Origin of the sequence: Litorimonas sp. (assembly GCA_029936425.1) — a bacterium.
GTDB lineage: Bacteria > Pseudomonadota > Alphaproteobacteria > Caulobacterales > Maricaulaceae > Litorimonas.
In genome coordinates, this window is the sequence record JAPYSU010000008.1 from 1 (window position 1) to 20,827 (window position 20,827).

Genomic DNA, 20,827 nt, shown 5'->3' on the forward strand with positions numbered 1-20,827 from the left:
CAGACCCGGCACACACCTCTCAGTCACGAAAGGTCGCTCAGTCCCGCCGTCTCGTGCTCCAGAAGGTGACGTCTTCCTGTCCATGAGCAAAAGAACAATTTTGAATATAAGGGCAAAAGGGAAGGTGCGGATCATTTTGTTGATTTTAGGGGTAAGGGGTTGGGAATGTTGGGGTTTTTGGCGGGATAAGTGGGAAGATATAGTTAAAAAAATTGGTAGATAGTTTAGATGTGCCAATTATATATATTCCGTTTTCCATTATTCGATACAACCATAACGACAGAAACAACTATCAATCTAACAAGAAACTAAGTACAACTTATGATAATACTGAAGCGATAATAATTTCTTGAGTTTGCTAGGTATACGTGCATTGGTCACAATACACTTGGGGAGGTACCTTTGAGAATTAGATCCATAAAGATTACTAATTATAAGTGTTTTGAATCACTCGAACACTCATTCAAGAATTTTGGAGTTTTTGTTGGAGAAAATAATACTGGGAAATCGGCTCTTTTTCTAGCATTAGATACTTTTCTCTCTTCAACGGGTAAAAAGGCCAATATTAGTATTGATGACTTTCATATTAATAAAGACGATGAAAAAGCCAACGAGTTATCGATAGAAATAACCTTTGACAGCCTTAACGAGCAAGCCGTCCACGATTTTAAGGAATACACGCATACCCCAAAAGTTACATTAAAATTAACTGCTCGACGAGAAGGTGAAATTATCAATTCAAAGTTTACTGGCATTAGACGTGGATTAAAAGAATTCACTCAAGCTTTTGAGCTTTCAAAGATATCCCCTATCAGTGATTTCAACGAAGAGTATGCCAAGCTTCAAAAATCCTTTGATGGATTACCTCCAAAAACGCAAGTCTCTAATAAGGATGCAAAGTTAGATGCTTTGAGGACCTATGAAGCGAAGGTACCCGATGATTGTGTAGATATTGAGAGCAATGACGAAGCTTATGGGGCGATTGGCCCAAATCCAATCATAAGAAAGTATTTGAAATGGGTTTTCATACCTGCCGTAAAAAACGCTGCTGAAGAATCCCTTGAGGGACGAAACACGTTATCAGAACTGATCGCATTCGCAGCTAGAAAACAAACTAATTTTGACGAAAAAATTGCGCAGCTTGAAAAAACAATATCAAGTGAGCTATCCGAAATTCAAAACCATCAGAGATCAGCGTTAGATGATGTTGCAAAGAGCTTAAACCTGAATTTTCAGCAAATATCGATGGGTAACGAGACAATCGAACTAGATTGGGAGCATAATTCAGGTGACTTAAAAATTGTACACCCAAAAGCGGCGGTAAAACTTGTTAGTGGGTCTCATAGAGGGGCAATTGAACTTTTTGGGCATGGACTTCAGAGAAATTATTTAGTTGCACTTTTTAAAATAATTAGTGAAATTCAAGAAGAGGAATCCGATTTTACCCCAAGTTTATTGATAGCTTTTGAAGAACCTGAATTATATCAACACCCACCTCAGGCAAAGTTACTTGCAAGATATTTGTTTGAGCTGTCTAATCATGAGCAAGTATTAATAACAACACATTCACCGTTATTTATAACACCTGATTTTTTTGATAAACTTAGCACTGTTAGGAACAGTAAAGGAAAAACTATATTAAAAAATGTTTCTCTAGAAGATTTTACTGAATCTATAGGGAAGATTTTTAATACTAACACTGATGCAGTGGCTAGTACCATTGCAAGTTTTCATACTCTATTCAACTTAGAAATAGTTGAGATCTTTTTCAGCCGATTTGTAGTGCTAGTAGAAGGTTTAGAAGACCTTGGCTATCTAAATGCTGCAATTGAAGCATATGGCAAAAGAGCGAAATTTCTTGAACTTGGAATAAATATTGTCCCGGCCCTCGGAAAGAATCAAATCACACCAATAATTGAAATTTGCAAACACTTTGGAATCCCATTCTTCGTAATAATAGATTGTGACAACAAATACCAAGGTGCAAAGAAGTCTGTAAATAAAGGAATTATAGAAACTAATTTACGTTTGTTCTCTCAGCTTGGAATTGAATGCGAAAGTGGCTTCATAGAGAAAACGTTAATGCAAGAGAATTTCTGCGTATGGCCGGACAACATATCCAAATCAGTGCTTGATGAACACCCAAACTTCGAAAAGAACCTGAGTATTGCTAAGTCCACTTACGGATGTAGGGACTTCAAAAACCCAAAACTTGTTTATTCTGCTATTTTAAGACAAATTGAAGAACACGGTGAAATTAAATGTCTGCGCGCTGTTTTAGAAAATATATATAATGTAGCTGAAAAAGAAGTGAAATAATGCCTGCTGTTCAGTCCAGAGCGATATCATTTATAGACTATGACCCGGTATCAAAGGTTTTAGTTATTACCTTTGTCAAAAGTGGTAAATATGACTTTCCCAATTTTCCATTAAAACTCTACGAAGAGTTTTTACAATCCAAATCCAAAGGGAAATTTTACAACCTTTATATTAAAGGGAAATTCTAAACCTATTCCGCCGCCTCGCGGCTTCCCCGCAACACCTCAGCCCGTTCCTCAACCGACCGCACGATATCGTCAATCATATCCTCGTTATCGGTCTTCCCCGTCTTTTTCCCCGCGTGATACATCATGCCGTAGCCGGCGCTTCCGCCGGTGAAGCCGATATCGGTGAACATGGCTTCGCCCGGGCCGTTGACGACGCAGCCGATGATGGAAAGCGAGATTGGCTCGCTGATATGGGCCAGTCTGTCTTCTAGCGTCTTGACCGTCTCTATGACGTTAAAGCCTTGCCGGGCGCAGGACGGGCAGGAGATGATATTGACGCCGCGCGTGCGAAGCCCCAGCGATTTGAGCATGTCGAAGCCGACCTTGATCTCTTCCACCGGATCGGCGGAAAGGCTGACCCGTATGGTGTCGCCAATTCCCGCCCATAACAAATTGCCCATGCCGATAGAGGATTTGACCGTGCCGATGCGCGTGCCGCCGGCCTCTGTAATCCCCAGATGCAGCGGCGCGTCTGTGGCGTCCGCGAGTTGGTGATAGGCGGCGACGGTCAGAAAGATATCTGACGCCTTGACCGAGATTTTATAGTCGTGGAAGCCTTCGTCATCGAGCATGCGGGCGTGCATCAGCGCGCTCTCGACCATGGCGTCGGGGCAAGGTTCGCCGTATTTTTCCAGCAGTTCGCGCTCCAAGCTGCCGCCGTTCACCCCGATACGGATGGAGCAGCCATTGGCTCTGGCTGCCGCGACGACTTCTTTCACCCGCGACTGCCCGCCAATATTGCCGGGATTGATGCGCAGGCAGGCCGCGCCGTTTTCCGCCGCCTCTATGCCGCGTTTATAATGGAAATGGATATCCGCCACGAGGGGGACCTGGACCTGATCGACGATGGACCTTAGCGCGGCCGCGCTATCCGGATCGGGTACGGAGACGCGGACGATATCGGCCCCCGCCTCTTGCAGGGCCAGCACCTGCCCCACCGTCGCCTCGACGTCATGGGTCAGCGTATTGGTCATGGACTGCACGGCGATGGGGGCGTCGCCGCCGACCTCGACGCTGCCAACGCGGATCTTGCGGCTCTTGCGGCGCTCAATCGTGCGCCACGGGCGGATGGAATTGATATCTGTCGGTTGGGAACTCATGGGGCCTTAGTGCCACGGCCACGTGTCAGAATAAAGACGAAAAGGCGGCGAGTGGTGTGCGGCTATTTATATTCGTAATCGCAGGACGAGCAGTTTTTGGCGAGTAATGGCAAGGGTGGTTCCCCCTCCAGTCTGTTGATGAGGGATTGATTGCATTGAGGGCATCGGAAAATTGCTTCGGAGGCTACCGCAAAAGCAAACAGCGCAAAAACTATCAGAAACGCACACGCTAGCCCGAAAAGTTCAGCAATACTCCAAGAGGCCGCAAAGAGAAAAAACAAACATCCCCAATAAATCCAGCGATTATAAGGGGAGCGGATCACGCTATTGGGTCAGTTCGGCTTTCGTCGGACGCGTGCCGGCCAGAGAGGGCGAGTAAAGCGGCGCGTCGCGCAGGGGCTCCCCTGCGACGCCGAGGGGGCCGAAATCGCGCGCGCCAATAGCGAGGCTGACCGCGCCGGAATCGCGCACAGAGACGGTGTAGCCGGAGCCTTTCGGCGCCGCATAGCGCTCTCCGGTCACGAAAATCCGGCTGACCAGTGTTTTGCCTGCGCGGTTTTTGACTTCGATCCAGCTCGGCGCTGTCGCGGTGAGCGTGACCATATCCGGGTCGGCGGCCTGCGTTTCGCTGACCTCTCCGGACAAAGTGGAGACGGTGGGAATAGCAGGCTCGGAGGCGACGGTCTGAGTATTGCCGCCATACCAGACGCCGAGCATGACCGCGAAACCGATCACGCCGAGCGCGGGGATCAGCCCGCGCGGCAGGCGGAGACGCTTTTTCGGGACGAAATGCGGGCGATCGCGCATGCCGAGATTTTGCGGTACGGCGCTATCAACCTTATACCGCGCCACGGCGTCCGCCCCGTTCATGCCGATGAAATTGGCATAGGTGCGAACATAGCCGAGCACATAGCCGACAGAAGGCAGGCGCTCTATATCCAGCGTTTCAATGGCGTTGAGAAATTCCGGACGGATATGCGTGCCGTCCGTAACATCTTCCAGGCTCAGATCGAGCACGCGGCGACGCGCCCTCAGGCTTTCGCCAATATGAAGCGGTTTCAGGGGGGACGTCTCAGAGGCTGTGTCTGGCGCCGCATCTGTGTTCAGAGGCTGTGTCACGGCAAAATCATTAAAGAAGTGTGGTGAAAGTAGCGTTAATCAAAATGAATAAAAATGCAAAGCGCTTTCACATGTTTAGCCGTATTTTCGCTGTTGGATAACATGCGCCGTTTAAGCGGACGCCTCCCGCCGCCTCGCGATCATCGCGCCGCCCACGGTAAAGACTATCAGGCCGATCCAGAACAGACGAGTGAGCACCGGCGCGCTCAGCGGCAGGGCCATGGAGGCGGCAAAGCTCGTCGCCATCAGGATGGGCGCGCCCCAGATCAGCCCTTTCCACGCGCCTTCCAGCGCCGGCGCGTCCCGGCCCTTATTGCGGCGCTTGAGGAAATAGATCTGCAGGCCCGACGTGATGATATAGAGCAGGCATATCCCGAAAATCCCGAAGGCGAGCTTGACCGGCAGGCCGCCGAACTGGCCAAAGTGAACCTTGTACACCGAATCCGCGACCTGCTGCCCGATCGTGCCGTCGGCTGACCCGACCGTGTCGATAAACTCTCCGTCTCCGGTGAAGTTGTATTTCTCGGCATAGATGAGGCGGCGCGGATGCTCGGCCATGATCTGAAGGTACTGCCCCGCCGTTTTCGGATCGTGCAGGATGACATAGGCGGGCGGTTTGTCCGGATGGTTTTCAGCCATATAGCGCAGGGCTCGATCAATATTGGCCAGGGGCGCGGGGGTCTCATCGACAGCGGGTTCGCCGCCAAAAACTGGCGCAAAAACCGCGCCCCGGTCTCCGCCATATTTCATCGGGGCGAGCGCGGCAATGGACAGAACCGCCAGACCGATCATCGCCCCGGTTAGGGAGTTGGAAATATGAAACGGCGCCGTCCAGACGCTCAGCCGGTTATGCAAATCGACCTTTTTGATCTGCTCCGATTTTGACCGGCGAAAGGAAAAGGCGTCCCGGAATATATTCGGATGGGCCAACAATCCCGTAATCGACATGGCAAAGAGAAACACACCGAAAATCGCGACCACAATCATGCCGAAAGATTTCGGCAAATGCAGATAATAATGCAGATCGATCAGAAACGTGCTCCACGGATGCGCGATTTCGTCTGACAGCGCGCCCTCTGCCGTGATGTAACGTTCCTGATTATCCGTCTGCACCAAAGCGCGGCTATGGCCGCCAGACGGCATTTGAATATAGAGATGGGCAGAGCTCGGCTCTTCGTTAAATCCGGCTTCGGCGGCCCGCTGCGCGCTTTCCGGCGAAAGATATTCCACCCGCGGTTCGCCGCGCTGCTCCAGCTTGTGAATGTCTTCTTTAAACACGCTGACGGTTCCGCTCAGACAAATGATGTAGAGCACGGCGGACAAGGCTATGCCCATCACAGAATGGGCGGACAGCGCGCGCCTTACGAGCGTAGGCGCGTTGGTTCTGACAATTGGAGGCTGCGTTTTTTCGAGCATTACAAGGCCCCGTTTCCAATAAACAAAATGGCCGTACTGCTCAGTCCCAAAAGTGCATAAGTCCCGAGTTTCATCGCTCTTTTACGAGAGGTCAGGGATAACGCGCTCAGTCCTGCCCAGAGGATGGGAAAAACAAACAACGCCAAGACAAGCGAATTGGACGCATGAACCCCAGTTTGCCAGAGCAGCTCATGCAGCCCAATGGCCGTCAGAAACGACAAAGCTCCGCAGCCTAATGTCACCCAAAGTGCTGTTCCAATACGTCTGGTTACGACCAAGGCCCCGACCTTTTCAGTCGGTTTTATCTTTCTGATTTTGCGCCGGCGGGCTTTCTTCGGGGCGTTATCAAGAAACGCCTGATAGGCGACGAATAAAAGCGCCTGAAGACTGATAACAATAGCGCCCAAAGCTATTCCGCGATCTTTACCGCCAGCCGCGCCCCAAAAAAGCAGGGCAAGTAATAACATGGCCCATCCCGAATAGCTGAGCAGCTGCTTGTTCGGATGACCTTTCCAGGCCCTGTAAAGCGAGAAGAGGCCCAGGCCTGAAAGACCTGTCCCTATCAGAGCGCATATAATTTCAACAAATGTCATTTCAGCTCAAAGACCTTCCTCATCAGAGACCTCCGCCGGGCAAGCGGAGGGTCTTGAATTAAATAAATCAGAAACGATAGGCGGCCCGCGCGACGACGGTTCGGCCTTCGCCCGGGAAACAATCCCCGCGCGCCAAACATGTCCCATAATATTCTGTGTCAAACACATTCCGGGCATTTAGCGTTAAATCGACCTGTTCAAAGGAATAGCCAATCAAACCATCTAAAACAGTGTATCCATCTGTCTCGACTTTTACGACGGACGGTTGGAAATTATTCGAAGCAAGGAAGGAGACGCCCTGACTTTCATTATCTCCGGCGTGCCTGACGCCCGCCCCCAGTCGAAAGCCTTTCAGCTGACCTTGGGAGGGTTTCCACGTCACCCAGGCCGAACCTTGAACGTCGGGAATACTGGAAATCGGAATTCCATTCGGGTCTTCGGTGTCCAGCGTGCTGAAAGCGCCGTCCAGATAAATATCTCCAATTGCGGTTTGCGCTTCGACCTCAAACCCTTTTATTTTCGCAACGCCTTCCTGCTGAGAGGCCGCATTCTGCAGGGCCTGCGGATTGGGCAGATTGGATTGTTCAATATCGAAATAGGCTGCTGTGATATAAGTGCGAGTTCCGGGAGGTTGATATTTCACCCCGATTTCAATCTGCTCACCTTCCTGAGGTTTGAGGTTTTCGCCCGTATTCGCATCTACCCCGACAGTCGCCTGAAAAGACTCCGCGTAATTAACATAGGGGTTCAATCCGAATGACGTTTTATACAAACCGCCAAAGCTGAAACTTGTCGCGCTGTCATCCTGAACGGTTGTGCCATTTCCGGACTCCAGATCGTCAAATCGCACTCCGGCATTTAGAACAAAATTACCAACGCTGATTTGGTCATTAACGTAATAGCCAATGGTCTCAGTCGTGCTTTCAGAGAGGCCTCGCGCCGCGTTGAAGGCGGCTTCAGTCGGTATTTCAGAACCGTCATAAACGGGGTTGAAAAGATTGAAACTTGTGGGCCTGCCCAAGAAAGCCGCGCGGCGTTCTGTTTCGACATCCTGATAGTTTACCCCTGCCAGAATTTCGTGAGACGCCGGGCCGGTTTCGAAACTGGCGCGCAATCGGCTGTCCAATGCAAACTGGTTAGACCCGGCCGGAGCGTCATACCAGCTTCGTCCAATAGCGGTGCCGTCCGGCGTTGTGCGGGCTGTGCCTGCCCCGAGAAAGGAAACCCAGCTTTGTCTGTAGTCAGCCTCATTATTGCGATATCGCGCCGTCCCCTCGAGCGAGAAAATCTCGTTTAGTTTTTGTTGCCCGAACAGGGTGATGGAGAATGACTCGGTATCATATCTGTTAAAGTCCGGGCTGCCGACATAAAGAGATGGATCGACTTCGTTTCCGGTTGTTCCAGCGCAAATTTCAGCTTCGGAAATTTGAACCTCATCACTACCGCATCCGGAAACGGAGAGCGGGAGAAACTGGTGAGACGTATCGCTTTCCCTGTCCGTATAATTCACAAGCGCCGTAATTGTGGTATTCGCATTTTCAAATGTCACGGAGGGGGCAAAAACGAGCGCATTATCTTCGACAAAATCGACCTGGGTATCGCTGTCCCGAATGAGTCCGACGAGCCGGGCTGTCCATTCCCCGTCTCCTGATAAATCAATCCCGAAATCACCGGCGGCCTGAAAACGATTATGCGTGCCGTAATCCAGAACAATTTCGCGGCCAAGATTTTCCGACCCGGCCTTTTTGCTAACCGTGTTCAAAATACCGCCCGGAGACCCTTGTCCATAAAGAACAGAGGCCGGACCTTTCAGGACTTCGACCTGTTCCAGTGTGTAAATATCTGAGCGGGCATTATTGTAAAATCCGAAGAGAACCTGAATATTGTCGAGATATTCCGGAACGTCCAGACTGCGAACGCGGGGGAAATCCCCCCGTGTTGAAAAGCCGAATGTATCCCCGACAACGCCGGCTGTGTAATTCAGTGTATCATCCAGAGTCAGAGAGCCCCTTTCCAGAAACTCGTCCGCGTCAATGACGCTCACGGATCGGGCCGTTTCCAAAATCGGGATGTCCGATTTTGTCGCGCCAAAGGTCGAGACACGGCCTGTGACTACTATTTCGTCGTCCTGATCCGAAGCTGCCTGCGCTTGTGCTATCTGGGCCTGCGCAGAAACCGTCTGGAAAAATATAATAGGCAAGGCAGCCAAAGCGCTACCTAATAATCGGCGTTGAAGACTCACACGTCTCTCCTTCAAACTTCATTCTAATATTGCGAGTTATTCGCAGTTAATATCAGGAGGCGCCTAGCGCAACTGATAATAAGTCGCAAGAACAAAGTGAAGAAAAAGTCAGGCCTATAGGGACTTCGGTTTCGAAAAATAAATCGGGGTGGAAAATGCTGTGATATTTGGCAGGCCCAAACAACCAGAAGTCTTGATAATGGCAGTTACGCCCCGGCCCCATAAAGTTTTGGACGAAACGGTTTTTGCCAAAGGATCTTTCCCGCGCCCGCACTGGCCTTACTGAGAAAATGTAAATAGAGCCCCGGTTTCATAACCCGGCATATCGCCGCCAAAGGGCCAAACATTATGACTTGCGCCGCACCGATACACATCCATTTCAGGATCCCGAGCAGGTTAAGTGGCCCTAAATCCGCGTGTTTTCGAGTCGGGCCCTGGCCAAAGGCAAAACTGCGAACGCGAATATATTTTGCTGTCTGGCGTTTGGCCGGGATATCTTCAAAAACATAGGTTTCCTTTGTCCAGCCCATCTGGCCGCCCTGTTTCAAAAAAGCCTCGAATAATATGTCATCTTCGCCGCCGGTTTCGTTCATGGCGGGACTGAAAACCGGAGACGGCAGAGTGACGGCTTCTCTATCGATTAAGGAATTTCCGGCCCCGAAAAACCGATCAATTTTTCCGGTTTCCAGATCAGGTCTGTCTCTGGAGAAGAAACGTTTCAGATACGCGCTATGCGGCGAGCTCTCATCCACGCAGGCCCGGGTCTGGCAGAAAACGGCGCAGCAATTATGCGCTTTCAGGACCTTATACATCTCCTCCAACCAGTTCGGCGCGGCGTATTGGTCGTCATCCAGAAAAGCAATGTATCGGCCCGAAGCCACATCCATGGCCGCATTGCGGGCATTGGAGACGCCCGGTATCTTAGCATGGACATAATGAACTTTTACGCCGGAAGCCCGGTCAAAAACGGCCACGTGTTCACGGGCGTCCGCGTTTGGATTGTTATCCGCCACAACGATTTCAAAAGGGAGGTCAGCAAAAAGTTGAGTTCTGAGACTCTCGAGTGTTTTCGAGAGTCCCTCCGCCCGCCGGTAAGTGGGCACAACCACCGATATTTTATTTTCATGCCGCATATCAGGCCCAGCCAAAGAGAAAGGTTTTAAGGACCTCACCCTACACACCGCTCCTCTTAAGAAAGGCGAATAGAATTTCTTTTATGCGGCCGATGACTTTCGGCTCGCAAACAAAAATGTGGTCAAATCTTCGCCGCATTCGGGCGGCCGGACTATTGGGGTTTTCTCCGCCGATATAATTCCAGCTTTCATAACCAAGCTTTTGCAGTCTACCCGCAAAACTTGGCGCCGTGATATTTACGTCTTTCGTATATCTGGCGGAGTTACAAAAATACTTCTTGTAGGACTCATGACCTGTTGAAAGGTCATAACTTTCCAGCCCCATCCGGCCCATTTCCTCGATAACTTTATATAACAGCAATATGCCGGGGCTGTAATTTTCAAAGTCAGGGTTATAGGCCGAAATCCAGGGATGAAAACTGGTTTCATCGCGTATGCCAAAATGCCCGACAATCATCTCTCCATCGACTTTAAGGCATGTCATAAAACCGGACAGATTGCTATCTTCAGAGCTTTCCAACTGGGCGACCCGGTCTAGAATTGACGCGCTATTTTGGGACGCCGTAATGTCCAGAAGCCCCTCTCTTGAGAACTGCCGGCTCTTCCACGTCAGCAAAGTTTCAACCGGAAGGGTCTTCGCCGCGCCAAAAACAAAGTCTATCTTACCGCATTCGCGCTCAAGCTTGTTCATCAGACGGCGAAAGTTCTTATAGCGTTTTGCATGTTGGGATCGGTGGGATTCCAGATTCTTCTCCGCCGTTTGGCCGTTCAGATGAATAATGAAAGACCGTGTCGCCGCCTCTTTTTCAGCTTCGTCCAGTTCGGACGGAGTCAACAAGACGGAATTTGAGCGATAGGCTGCATATCCAGAAAGCTCGATTATCCGTTCCAGCGTCATATCTGTATATTTCGAGACGATTGGCGCGGCGTAATCCGAAAAGGGCGCGCCGACAGGTCTGATCAGGCCAAAGCTCCGCTCGAACACAGGCAGGATGGCCACAAGAGTCTCGTTTTCGCGAACCAGAAGACATCTGACGTCCTGTCTGGACTTGGCCACCAGATCCATGAATTCCGGGGACAGAAGCGGCGTGTCATATTGAAAACTGGAAAGCTTTAATTCTTTCCATTCCCAACGCTCCTGCTCCGTTAGATCTTCAGGTTTGATAACGCGGCAAGAAAAACTTGATTTCAAGGGGGCCTTATTTTCTGGCTCCAGCCGTTTTATCTCCCCGCCCTTGAGTAATTCGAAACTTAGAGCCGTCGGAGCTTTTTCGGGAAGCGGAGAAATCTTCTTCAGCACCCGGGCGGCGCCCGCCTTCGTCACGGTCGACAAATTGACCTTATCCGGAAAGGGCGCGTGAGAGCTGCTGTCCTTGCGCAAACTTGCATTGGTATGAAGCGCGTTCGCTTTCAGCAGACCTTCAGCCGTCATGAACTCGCAGGACAGTGAGACATTTAATGAATTGCCATTCTGAACCCGGTGCGGCGCAGTTTGCGGCCACGTCACGGCGAGGCCCGGCTCCAGCGAAATCACATCGGCCGCGTCTTCAAAGCGATCCTGATAGGTCATTTGCTCATCTTGGCGTCGGAGGGCAAAGGCCGAAATCTGGTCCGGCTCTACAAAGGGCGCGCGCTTGGGATAGATGGAAATTTTCTTGTCACCGCGAATCTGCACCAGACAGACGAGCGGAATATCCAGATGGTAATGGACGTGAATATTCGGCGAGGAAATCAGAACGCCAACATCTTCTTTGTAGGTCGCGGTGCCAGAGGCCTGTTTGAGCTGGTCGAAAATCGTCTCCGCCAGCGCTTCATATTCGGGCAGCTCTTTATTCACGGCGCGTAGGTTGAGCCAGATTTGCCCGTCTCTGACGGCGTCCAGAATGTCTGCACCCGATAGCGTAGGGACGTGTCCGTGTTCGGCCTTTTGCGCCGAATTACTATGGTCGGGGAAGCGATAAATTCCCAGCTTTTCCCTCGGATATCGATCCAGCAATTCCGCCAGCTTCTCATCGGAGAATTGATCAAGATGATGAAGATTATGCGCGGCTTGATATGTAGACTTACCTAGGCTTTTCTTGAGAGTGCTTGGCCAGTAGAAACGAGGATAGGGCATGCGGCCAGGCTCCCCTTCCAGCAGGAAGGCTTTCCCTAAAACGGCCAGCGATGCGCCCATATGTTCAACCCTAAAGTCTGTATCATTCTGACCCTCAAACGGGCAAAATGATGTGGTACAGGGGTTTACATGCACGTCTTATGCCAGGGCGGCCATGGAGTGGAGCTTCTGAAGTAAGTAATCTATGCTGGGTCGTGAGACGGAGCTATATAATGCGAAGAGCTGAGACCCAGATGTCTATCCTGCCAATCTGTCACATGACAGACCCGCCGCGCTCACCTATATCATGTTCATGTTGATTGCTCCTTCTTACCGCGCCCCGCTTTTTGCCTTGCTGCTTTCGGGCGGGCTTTTGATCGGCGCTTGGGTGTCTCAATACGGATTTGGCTATCAGCCCTGCACTATGTGTTACTGGCAGCGCCATATTCACAAGGCGGTGGTGATTGTGGCGGTGCTTGCCCTGATCATGGCCCGGATGGGACTGCCTTTGCATAAGGCTCTGACGCTTTTGCTTGTATTTTTACTGCTGGGGAGTGCGGGACTCGCTTTTTACCATGCCGGCGTCGAATTTAAATGGTGGGACGGGCCGAAAACCTGCTCGGGCGGCAGTGGAGCTTTGCCTGATTTTTCGGGCGGCGATCCTTTTGCCAATCTCGACAAGAAAATTATGCCGCCTTCATGTTCCGACGCGGTCTGGGTTTTCCTCGGCCTGTCGATGGCGACATGGAACGCCCTGCTCTCGCTCGGTGGCGCTGTCGTGACGGCTGTGTTAGGGTTTAGACATGCCAAACGCTAAGAGAACCAATCCTAGAATTGCCGAAATGCTCCGCGTCGATCACGCGGGGGAATACGGCGCTGTGGCTATTTACAAAGGCCAGAAGGCCGTCTTTGGCGCAAATCCGAAGACCAAAGAGATGGCGGATCAATTGCAGGAAATGCAGGACGAAGAGCAAAAGCACCTGGACGCGTTTGACAAGCTTTTGGTGGAACGAAATGTGCGTCCCACCGCCATGACGCCTATCTGGAATGTGGCCGGTTATGGTCTGGGCGTTGTCACGGCGCTGATGGGCGAAAAAGCCGCCCATGCCTGCACCGAAGCGGTCGAGACCGTTATCGAGCAGCACTATGGCAGCCAGTCCGAAGAAATTGCTGACGTAGAACCCGAACTTGCCGCCACATTCGCCGAGTTTCGCGAAGATGAACTGCATCACCGCGATATTGCCGTGGAAGGCGGGGCCAAAGACGCCCCTGCCTATGGCCTGTTGTCACGCTTTATCCGACAAGGGTGTCTGGCGGCCATTAAAATCACCGAAAAAATATAGTTATGGCTCGTTTGGGCACAGACGATAACTGCGCCCCTCCAGTTCGAAGGTTTCACTGTCAATGACGGTTACGGTCATATCGGTATCGCTGCGCTCGTCTGTATAGGTATCAACACAGTCATTAATTCCGACATAAGTGCCATCCGTTTCGGACTCCATATAGAAACGGCAATCCCGTGTCGCAGAGCCGGAAATCCAGCCCCCTTCCACGCGTCGTCGTCCGGCATTGGCCGGAGACGTGCAGCTTTCCCCTTCGATCACGTAGGTTCCGTTATCTAACGGTAGTCGGAAAGTTCCGTAGCGCGTTTTTCTCTCGCCCAAATCTTGAAAGGCCACAATACGGGGGAAATTTTCGTCCATAACATTCCCCGCGGCGTCACGTTGCGGCGCAGTGTCAAATTTGGCTTTCGCCGCGCCGAGAAACTCCTGCGGAATCTCGCCTGCGGCGATCCAGGCCTCGCATTCCGGCGCCCCGCATAGAGCTGTTGTATCAGCGCCGCCCTCAATCGCCGGCGTATATTCGACATAGCAATTATCACCGCAGGACAACCCGCTGATCCCTATCGGTTTGAATTCCAGAGCGTCATATTCTCGGAACCGGGCCTCCATCACCTCTGCGTAGTTTTCGGAGTTAATGGGCGTATCTGCTGTCACCGTCTCAGTCTCATTGTCCGATTGCGCTTGAGAGTTTTCGGGCATCGTCTCGGAAGCAGATTGCGTATTTTCGGTCTGGTTTTCGGGCATCTGATCAGGCCCGGCTTGGCTACATCCCGCCAGAGCGCCAACGGCAAGGAGTCCGTAGATAAAAGTGAGGGGAGTATGGCGGCGAGCTAAACGGGTCATGACGATCCTTGAATTTCAATTGAAGCAAGATGTATATTTTACGCAAATACGAGATCCGCGTTCCGGCGCGATCAAATTATTTGGAGACACGTCCAAGATATCATTACCGCCCATAGAAAAACCCGCACTTTCCTGATCAGGAAAGGCGGGTTTTTTAATGTTAACTCAGAAAATCTTAATTGGCAGCATCGTCAATCGTGCGGCCGACGCTTTCAGTATCTTCGCCGACACCTTCAACAGTGTTACAGGCCGTGATGGAAAGAGCAGACATAGCGACAATAGCGGCTAGAAAGTTACGAATGTTAAAGTGTTTCACAGGATACTCCCTTGATTAGTGATAGAGATTAAACCCGTTTAAAGCGGCTCGGTTCCCATTTTTATTCTGCAAAAAGATAAAATAATCAAAGACGTGATATTTCTAGTCGGCGGCCGCTGGCGTGTCAGGCGGAATTATAAGTTCCAATTGATATCCGTTTTCCGTTGGACCGCGCTCCATAATACCTTCGACCTGCGAGGCTGAAGCTTCCATAAGACGTAGCCCGAGGCCATCGACCTTGTTTTCCGCAGTTTCTCTCAAATCTGCGTCTCCGCCCACGCCATTATCCTGGCAAAGCAGCCTTATGCCGCCCTCTGAAGCGGTCTCGACGGTGAAGGTGACAATGCCGTCCCGACCCTCCGGGAAAGCGTGCTTGATGGAATTGGCAGAAAATTCACTGACGATAACCGCAATAGCCGTGGCTTCATGCGAAGAAACGGATAACTCTTCAAACCTGCCCTTCAGCTGCACATTGGGGGGAGCCGAGGTCTGCAGAAGTTTGATAATTTTCCCGAGATAGGTTTTGAGATTAATATTTCCCGAGGATTGCGCCTGATGCAATTCCTCATGCAACAGAGCAATAGACTCGACGCGGCGCTGAACCGCCTTGAACGCTTCGCGGCCGGACGGCCCCAATGCCTTATCTTTCTCCGCGCGGGAGCTATAGAGACGAATCATGGACAATACGGATTGCAGAGAGTTTTTAACCCTGTGATCCATTTCATTGGTCAGTATTTCCTGATCCGCAACGTTCTGGTTCAGTTCGATAAGGGTCTCAACCTGCTCTCCCATGACGCTTAGCAATTTCATTTGCTTCTCTGTCAGAGAACGCGGCGTGTAATCCAGAATACAAAGAGAGCCGAGAGGCTGTCCGGTCGGGCTGTTGAGCGGCATGCCGGCGTAGAAACGAAACGGTTTGCCGGACATGAAGTCTTCGCGGCAAAGCGGGTTATTTACCGTGCGGTCATCTTTCCACGTATCGGGAATCACAAAAAGTTCTGTCTGCAATATGGTATGGGCGCAAATGGATTGTTCAATCGGCGTTTCGCAAATATCCAGCCCCTTGACCGATTTAAACCATTGGCGGTCACTATCGACCAGGCTGACCAGAGCGACAGGGACGTCGCAAAAATCACGCAGTAAATCAGTAATGGCGTCGAATTTCGGGTCAGGCGGTGTATCCAGAATATTCGCTGCCGACAAAGCGGCGATCCGAATATCTTCCATAGGATGTAAGTCGGCCTTCATTCATCACCTGTAAAACTCTACGCTTTCATGCGCCAGTGTTTTCGATTACTATTTTATAATCCAAAATCAAACAAATTTATCATAGTTTAAACCTATGTTAATTTGAAACTTAAATTCCTCTGGAGTTCCTATGAAAACCCGCGCCGCCGTTGCTTTTGAAGCTGGCAAACCCCTCGAAATTGTCGAACTTGATCTGGAAGGGCCCCAGCAAGGGGAAGTTCTGGTGGAAATCATGGCGACGGGTGTCTGCCACACGGATGCGTTCACGCTGTCCGGTGACGACCCGGAAGGAGCTTTTCCCGCGGTTCTCGGCCATGAAGGCGCGGGGATTGTCCGCGAGGTCGGCAAAGGCGTCACCTCGCTCAAGCCCGGCGACCACGTTATCCCGCTTTATACGGCTGAATGCCGTGAATGCGAATATTGTCTGAATCCGAAAACAAACCTCTGCCAGAAGGTCCGCGGCACCCAAGGGAAAGGCGTGATGCCAAACGGCACGTCGCGTTTTTCCTATAAGGGCGAAAAAATCCTGCACTATATGGGGACTTCGACCTTTTCCAATTTCACCGTTTTACCGGAAATCAGCCTTGCCAAAGTTCGCAAGGACGCGCCGTTTGATAAAATCTGTTATATCGGCTGCGGCGTTACTACCGGAATCGGCGCGGTCATGTTCACCGCCAAGGTCGAGCCGAATTCCACCGCCGTTGTCTTTGGCCTTGGCGGGATTGGCCTGAATGTTCTGCAGGGCCTTCGCCTGATCGGCGCGCGCCAGATTGTCGGCGTGGATATCAACCCGGCCCGCGAAGCGCTCGGCAAGCAATTCGGCATGACCCATTTCGTCAATCCCAAAGACCATGACGATCTGGTCGGACATCTGGTCGAGCTCACCGGCGGCGGCGCGGATTATTCTTTTGAATGTATCGGCAATGTTGATGTCATGCGCGACGCGCTGGAATGTTGTCACAAGGGCTGGGGCGAGAGCGTCATTATCGGCGTGGCTCCCGCCGGCGCGGAAATTCAGACCCGTCCCTTCCAGCTCGTCACCGGCCGCGTCTGGCGCGGCTCCGCTTTTGGCGGCGCAAGAGGCCGCACAGACGTGCCCAAAATCGTCGATATGTATATGGACGGCCGCATCGATATCGACAGCCTGATTACGCACAAAATGCCGCTTGAAGATATCAACAAAGCATTTGATTTGATGCATGAAGGCAAAAGCATCCGGAGCGTTGTGGAGTTTTAAGTGCGGGAGCTAAAGAAAACCCTTTATAACCTGCGTAGGAAATTGTTCGGAAAATACGAATTGGATGACCCTCGGCCTATTGCAAAATCCGCTCCCTACACGTTTTTTTTGCCGATTTCAGAACGCTTAGATGCGATTGAGACTGGCGATATAGTGCAACTAATTTTCCGTAGTGTGTCTACCGGTTGGGAGTGGGGTGCTGAACGCATGTGGGTTCAGGTAACAGATGTTTATGACGACAAACTTAAAGGGGTCTTGGATAATGACCCATTTGATATACCACAATTAAAAGCTGGCGATGAAATTGAATTTCAAAAATGGAATGTAATTGATGTTCAATTCCATAATCAAGATAAGGAGAAGCTTTATCGCCTTCAATCAAAACAATATTGGAACCGCTGTATCGTGGATAAATGTGTTTTAGATGGAAGCAAGAAAGTTCATCTTGTTTATCGGGAAGAACCCGATCCAGCACCTGAGGACGACAAATATCCAGATAGTGGGTGGCGTATTCGGGGTGATTATCGCGGATTAACCGACGAAGAATTAGCAGACCGACCTATTAGTTACATTGCGCTTGGAAAAGTGCTAAATGAAGATGATAGTTGGATACATTTGATCGAGAAGCCTATTGGTGACTATTGGGAAAGAAATTTTGATACAAATGGGTACGAATTTTTGCCAGAGTAGTTCCTCAAAGTATAAAAAGGAAACCTATGTTCACACACATCATGGTCGGGGCGAATGACCCACAGGAATCCATCAAATTCTATGACGCGACCTTAGGGGCGCTCGGCATAAAGGGGCAACATGTCGGTGACCGCGCCTTTTATTCGCATAATGGCGGACATTTTGGCGTCGGCGCACCGCGGGACGGCCAGAGCGCGACTTTCGGCAATGGCGGCACGATCGGGTTCAAGGCGGAAACCAAAGAACAGGTCGACGCGTTTCACGCGGCAGGATGCGCCAATGGCGGACGCTGTGAGGGCAAGCCCGGCAAACGCGACGGCGCGCCCGGCGATAATTACGGCGCTTATCTTCGCGATCCGATTGGAAATAAAATCTGCGCCTTCTGGACGGATGCACCTAAATAGAGACCCAGCTTTGGCCCGTGATTAATAAATATTGCGAAAATGATAGCATTATGCTATCATTTTTAAATGGGACAGGTTTTGATCAGAAATTTGGATGACGCCGTGGTCGTCAGTTTGAAAGCCAAAGCCAAAGCGGCGGGCCTATCTCTGGAGCAATATTTGCGGGATATTTTGACAAGCGAAGTAAAACCCACTCAGAGTCAATTAATGACCAAAGCGGCAGAAATTCGCAAAACAACAAAACGGCCTATTCGGCCTCCGGAAGATATCATACGCGAAGACCGCGATACAAATCATGGAAAACTATTTCTGTGAATGCAGATTTTGTCATCGACGCCAATATCGCTGTCCGTTTTTTTGTGAATATTGAGCACTCCGAATTCATCGAAACTCTTTTTTATAAGAAACGGCCCTTTGCCCCGGATTTAATCATTTCAGAAACATCAAGTGCCTTACGCAAATATGTATTATCAGGTGATATGTCTGTAGAAGCGGCCATGGTCTCCATTAACATGCTTCCGAGCATGATTGATCAATCCCCGACCGGAAGCATGGGCGCCGACGCAATAAAGCTTTCCATAGATTTAAATCATCCCGTGTATGACTGCTATTATGCGGTTTGCGCAAAAATGATGTCACTTCCATTTTTAACGGCGGATAAGAAGTTCGTTCGTAAAATTGAAAGCTCCAATTTCAAAGTCGAGATTATTGAATTATCACAATTGGCGAAAAACTATGAAAACTAAATCCGAATGGACATCCTTTGGCGGCAAACTGTCCGTGCATGAGCATGGCAGCAAAGTCACCGGCACGCCCATGACCTTTGCGGTTTATACGCCTCCCCCCAAAAACGGACAAGACGGGCCCTTTCCTGTCCTTTGGTACCTTTCGGGCCTGACCTGCAACTGGTCAAATGTGATGGAGAAATCCGGCCTTCAGCGCGTGGCCTCAGAGCTCGGTCTGATGATCATTGCGCCGGATACGTCACCGCGCGGTGACGGCGTTGCCAATGACGAGGCTTATGATCTCGGCCAAGGCGCGGGGTTTTACCTGACCGCGACACAAGAGCCGTGGGCCCAGCATTACAAGATGGATAAATATATCCTGTCGGAACTGACGCGTCTGGTCGCCAAGAATTTCAGCGGAGATATGGAGCGTCAGGGCGTGTTTGGTCATTCCATGGGCGGGCACGGCGCGATTACCTTTGCGTTGAAAAACCCGGATCATTTCAAGAGCTGTTCCGCCTTTTCCCCGATTACCAGCCCGTCTGTTGTGCCATGGGGCGAAAAAGCCTTCACCGCCTATCTCGGCAAAGATAAATCCGCCTGGGCGGCCTATGATGCGACGGAGCTCGTGCGCTCCGGCCATACCACAGAGGCGCATATCCTGATTGATACAGGCCTGGCCGACGATTTCCGCGAAGTGCATCTGAAACCCGAAATTTTCAAAGGCGTTTGCGAAGCGGCGGGACAAAAGCTCACCTCCCGCCTCCAGGAAGGCTATGACCATAGCTATTATTTCGTCGCAACCTTTATGGAAGACCATCTACGTTGGCATGCGGATGCCTTGGCTAAATAGATTTATTCTTACGACTTGCCTCGCAGTGAGCGGATGCCAGTCCGCCCACACAGCCGAAGTCTGCGAAAATTTTCCGGTCATTCTGGAGAGTTTCGATAGTCCAGAGTCACCAAACGTTTTAGCGCTGACTCAAGACCCGAATTATGCTCTCGGTGATGACACCGATAATAATTATCTTGTCGCGACATTTATTGGCAATCACGTCGGTAGCGAACGAAACACACGACACCTTGACCTACCCCCTTTAGACTCGGCTACACTCAGTTTCGATGTCTGGTTTGAACCGGGTTTCGATTTTGTGCGCGGGGGAAAGCTTCCCGGTTTTGCACCGGACACACCGGCCTGGGGTGGAGAGACTGTCGAACCTGCTGAATGGTCAAACCGTATACTGTCGAACCTGCTGAATGGTCAAACCGTATCATGTGGCGCGAGGGCGGAAAGCTCGTTACCTATAGCTATCATCAAAATCTGCCGCATAAATGGGGTGAGGACAGTCAGGCCGTTTCTGATAGATCTCTTCCTATAGGAAGCTGGGTTTCGCTTTCACTTTATACAGATCTTATATTCGGAAAAAGCGAGGTCTGGATGAACGGTGAGAAAATAAGCGAATTAGGCGAGTTGGATTTTTACGCCCCGGGCGAAAATTCCCCGATCACCACCCTTGCCTTTCACAGTTTTTTTGGCGGGAATACACCTGAATGGGCTCCGAAAGACAAAGAAGGCCGATACAGAAATCTCACGGCAAGATTTGATAATATCGGTGTTTATCGCGGACATTGTATAAGAAAGCGCCCGCACCGCGACTTAGGATATTAAAAAGAGAGCCGAAGCTCTCTTTTCTGATCTCAACACAGCTGTCATTCCGGGGCTCCGCAGGAGAACCCGGAAGGCCGAGAGGTTGGAAACCGCCTTAAAGAAGGCTCA

Annotated in this window: 21 protein-coding genes and 1 pseudogene; 12 read left to right on the top strand and 10 right to left on the bottom strand. The window is 50.7% G+C overall.

From position 1 onward, the window contains the following. The first annotated feature begins 402 nt into the window (after positions 1–402). Positions 403–2,319 carry an ATP-dependent nuclease gene (locus ACN0IC_RS08750; RefSeq protein ID WP_416878398.1) on the top strand — a complete coding sequence of 639 codons (1,917 nt, stop codon included), beginning with the start codon at positions 403–405 and terminating at the stop codon, positions 2,317–2,319. Further along, complete coding sequence (locus ACN0IC_RS08755) at positions 2,319–2,507, top strand: KTSC domain-containing protein (RefSeq protein ID WP_416878399.1); 189 nt, start codon at positions 2,319–2,321, stop codon at positions 2,505–2,507. Before ACN0IC_RS08750 ends, ACN0IC_RS08755 begins: the two co-directional genes overlap by 1 nt. A gap of 2 nt (positions 2,508–2,509) precedes the next feature. Here ACN0IC_RS08755 and ispG read toward each other — a convergent pair whose 3' ends face one another. From ispG to ACN0IC_RS08790, 7 genes are all read right to left on the bottom strand, one after another. Continuing rightward, positions 2,510–3,646, bottom strand: coding sequence for a flavodoxin-dependent (E)-4-hydroxy-3-methylbut-2-enyl-diphosphate synthase (ispG, locus tag ACN0IC_RS08760; protein ID WP_416878400.1), 1,137 nt, complete (start codon positions 3,644–3,646; stop codon positions 2,510–2,512). Positions 3,647–3,970: 324 nt separating this feature from the next. Then, a complete protein-coding gene (locus ACN0IC_RS08765; protein ID WP_416878401.1) occupies positions 3,971–4,765 on the bottom strand; it encodes a helix-turn-helix domain-containing protein in 795 nt (264 codons plus the stop codon). 111 nt (positions 4,766–4,876) lie between these two features. Then, on the bottom strand, positions 4,877–6,181 hold the full coding sequence (locus ACN0IC_RS08770; protein ID WP_416878402.1) for a PepSY-associated TM helix domain-containing protein: 1,305 nt from the start codon (positions 6,179–6,181) through the stop codon (positions 4,877–4,879). Then, complete coding sequence (locus ACN0IC_RS08775) at positions 6,181–6,774, bottom strand: hypothetical protein (RefSeq protein WP_416878403.1); 594 nt, start codon at positions 6,772–6,774, stop codon at positions 6,181–6,183. Before ACN0IC_RS08775 ends, ACN0IC_RS08770 begins: the two co-directional genes overlap by 1 nt. A 67-nt stretch (positions 6,775–6,841) precedes the next feature. After that, positions 6,842–9,016 (bottom strand): TonB-dependent siderophore receptor, encoded by a 2,175-nt coding sequence (locus ACN0IC_RS08780; protein ID WP_416878404.1) that lies wholly within the window; start codon positions 9,014–9,016, stop codon positions 6,842–6,844. A gap of 206 nt (positions 9,017–9,222) precedes the next feature. Next, entirely contained in the window at positions 9,223–10,149 is a 927-nt protein-coding gene (locus ACN0IC_RS08785) for a glycosyltransferase family 2 protein (protein WP_416878405.1), read from the bottom strand. 40 nt (positions 10,150–10,189) lie between these two features. Beyond that, a complete protein-coding gene (locus ACN0IC_RS08790) occupies positions 10,190–12,325 on the bottom strand; it encodes a GNAT family N-acetyltransferase (RefSeq protein WP_416878406.1) in 2,136 nt (711 codons plus the stop codon). A 232-nt stretch (positions 12,326–12,557) separates the two neighbouring features. On the opposite strand from ACN0IC_RS08790, the gene ACN0IC_RS08795 reads away from it, so the two are divergent. Continuing rightward, positions 12,558–13,061, top strand: coding sequence for a disulfide bond formation protein B (locus ACN0IC_RS08795; RefSeq protein ID WP_416878407.1), 504 nt, complete (start codon positions 12,558–12,560; stop codon positions 13,059–13,061). After that, a complete protein-coding gene (locus tag ACN0IC_RS08800) occupies positions 13,048–13,587 on the top strand; it encodes a demethoxyubiquinone hydroxylase family protein (protein ID WP_416878408.1) in 540 nt (179 codons plus the stop codon). The genes ACN0IC_RS08795 and ACN0IC_RS08800 overlap by 14 nt, the downstream gene beginning before the upstream one ends. On the opposite strand, the gene ACN0IC_RS08805 is transcribed toward ACN0IC_RS08800, so the two are convergent. The 3 genes from ACN0IC_RS08805 to ACN0IC_RS08815 form a co-directional block, all read right to left on the bottom strand. Continuing rightward, complete coding sequence (locus tag ACN0IC_RS08805) at positions 13,588–14,430, bottom strand: lipoprotein (protein WP_416878409.1); 843 nt, start codon at positions 14,428–14,430, stop codon at positions 13,588–13,590. It lies immediately after the preceding gene. Between the two features lie 175 nt (positions 14,431–14,605). Beyond that, positions 14,606–14,746 (bottom strand): entericidin A/B family lipoprotein, encoded by a 141-nt coding sequence (locus tag ACN0IC_RS08810; RefSeq protein ID WP_415810680.1) that lies wholly within the window; start codon positions 14,744–14,746, stop codon positions 14,606–14,608. A 102-nt stretch (positions 14,747–14,848) separates the two neighbouring features. Then, on the bottom strand, positions 14,849–15,994 hold the full coding sequence (locus ACN0IC_RS08815; RefSeq protein WP_416878410.1) for a histidine kinase dimerization/phosphoacceptor domain -containing protein: 1,146 nt from the start codon (positions 15,992–15,994) through the stop codon (positions 14,849–14,851). Between the two features lie 130 nt (positions 15,995–16,124). Between ACN0IC_RS08815 and ACN0IC_RS08820 the strand changes: the two genes are divergently transcribed. The 8 genes and pseudogenes from ACN0IC_RS08820 to ACN0IC_RS08855 all read left to right on the top strand — a co-directional run bounded on the left by ACN0IC_RS08820 (position 16,125) and on the right by ACN0IC_RS08855 (position 20,719). Next, on the top strand, positions 16,125–17,231 hold the full coding sequence (locus ACN0IC_RS08820) for an S-(hydroxymethyl)glutathione dehydrogenase/class III alcohol dehydrogenase (RefSeq protein ID WP_416878411.1): 1,107 nt from the start codon (positions 16,125–16,127) through the stop codon (positions 17,229–17,231). Next, positions 17,232–17,921, top strand: coding sequence for an immunity protein Imm33 domain-containing protein (locus tag ACN0IC_RS08825; protein ID WP_416878412.1), 690 nt, complete (start codon positions 17,232–17,234; stop codon positions 17,919–17,921). Positions 17,922–17,947: 26 nt separating this feature from the next. After that, positions 17,948–18,325, top strand: a complete 378-nt coding sequence (locus ACN0IC_RS08830; protein ID WP_416878413.1) for a VOC family protein — start codon at positions 17,948–17,950, stop codon at positions 18,323–18,325. A 78-nt stretch (positions 18,326–18,403) separates the two neighbouring features. Further along, on the top strand, positions 18,404–18,640 hold the full coding sequence (locus ACN0IC_RS08835; protein WP_416878414.1) for a FitA-like ribbon-helix-helix domain-containing protein: 237 nt from the start codon (positions 18,404–18,406) through the stop codon (positions 18,638–18,640). Continuing rightward, the gene (locus ACN0IC_RS08840) at positions 18,637–19,071 is read left to right on the top strand and encodes a type II toxin-antitoxin system VapC family toxin (RefSeq protein ID WP_416878415.1); all 435 of its coding nucleotides are present in this window, start codon (positions 18,637–18,639) and stop codon (positions 19,069–19,071) included. The genes ACN0IC_RS08835 and ACN0IC_RS08840 overlap by 4 nt, the downstream gene beginning before the upstream one ends. Continuing rightward, positions 19,061–19,903, top strand: a complete 843-nt coding sequence (gene fghA, locus ACN0IC_RS08845) for an S-formylglutathione hydrolase (protein ID WP_416878416.1) — start codon at positions 19,061–19,063, stop codon at positions 19,901–19,903. Before ACN0IC_RS08840 ends, fghA begins: the two co-directional genes overlap by 11 nt. Beyond that, positions 19,887–20,219, top strand: a pseudogene (locus tag ACN0IC_RS08850) (hypothetical protein); the annotation flags it as partial. The gene fghA and the pseudogene ACN0IC_RS08850, both read left to right, overlap by 17 nt. A gap of 56 nt (positions 20,220–20,275) precedes the next feature. Next, positions 20,276–20,719: a polysaccharide lyase gene (locus tag ACN0IC_RS08855; RefSeq protein WP_416878417.1), complete on the top strand. Its 444-nt coding sequence runs from the start codon at positions 20,276–20,278 to the stop codon at positions 20,717–20,719. Positions 20,720–20,827 lie beyond the last annotated feature (108 nt).

Coding starts and splice junctions, on each gene's coding strand:
- ACN0IC_RS08755 (WP_416878399.1), top strand. CDS start 2,319: ATGCCTGCTGTTCAGTCCAGAGCGATATCATTTATAGACTATGACCCG.
- ispG (WP_416878400.1), bottom strand. CDS start 3,646: ATGAGTTCCCAACCGACAGATATCAATTCCATCCGCCCGTGGCGCACG.
- ACN0IC_RS08770 (WP_416878402.1), bottom strand. CDS start 6,181: ATGCTCGAAAAAACGCAGCCTCCAATTGTCAGAACCAACGCGCCTACG.
- ACN0IC_RS08775 (WP_416878403.1), bottom strand. CDS start 6,774: ATGACATTTGTTGAAATTATATGCGCTCTGATAGGGACAGGTCTTTCA.
- ACN0IC_RS08785 (WP_416878405.1), bottom strand. CDS start 10,149: ATGCGGCATGAAAATAAAATATCGGTGGTTGTGCCCACTTACCGGCGG.
- ACN0IC_RS08790 (WP_416878406.1), bottom strand. CDS start 12,325: ATGGGCGCATCGCTGGCCGTTTTAGGGAAAGCCTTCCTGCTGGAAGGG.
- ACN0IC_RS08795 (WP_416878407.1), top strand. CDS start 12,558: ATGTTGATTGCTCCTTCTTACCGCGCCCCGCTTTTTGCCTTGCTGCTT.
- ACN0IC_RS08800 (WP_416878408.1), top strand. CDS start 13,048: ATGCCAAACGCTAAGAGAACCAATCCTAGAATTGCCGAAATGCTCCGC.
- ACN0IC_RS08805 (WP_416878409.1), bottom strand. CDS start 14,430: ATGACCCGTTTAGCTCGCCGCCATACTCCCCTCACTTTTATCTACGGA.
- ACN0IC_RS08815 (WP_416878410.1), bottom strand. CDS start 15,994: ATGAAGGCCGACTTACATCCTATGGAAGATATTCGGATCGCCGCTTTG.
- ACN0IC_RS08820 (WP_416878411.1), top strand. CDS start 16,125: ATGAAAACCCGCGCCGCCGTTGCTTTTGAAGCTGGCAAACCCCTCGAA.
- ACN0IC_RS08830 (WP_416878413.1), top strand. CDS start 17,948: ATGTTCACACACATCATGGTCGGGGCGAATGACCCACAGGAATCCATC.
- fghA (WP_416878416.1), top strand. CDS start 19,061: ATGAAAACTAAATCCGAATGGACATCCTTTGGCGGCAAACTGTCCGTG.
- ACN0IC_RS08855 (WP_416878417.1), top strand. CDS start 20,276: ATGGTCAAACCGTATACTGTCGAACCTGCTGAATGGTCAAACCGTATC.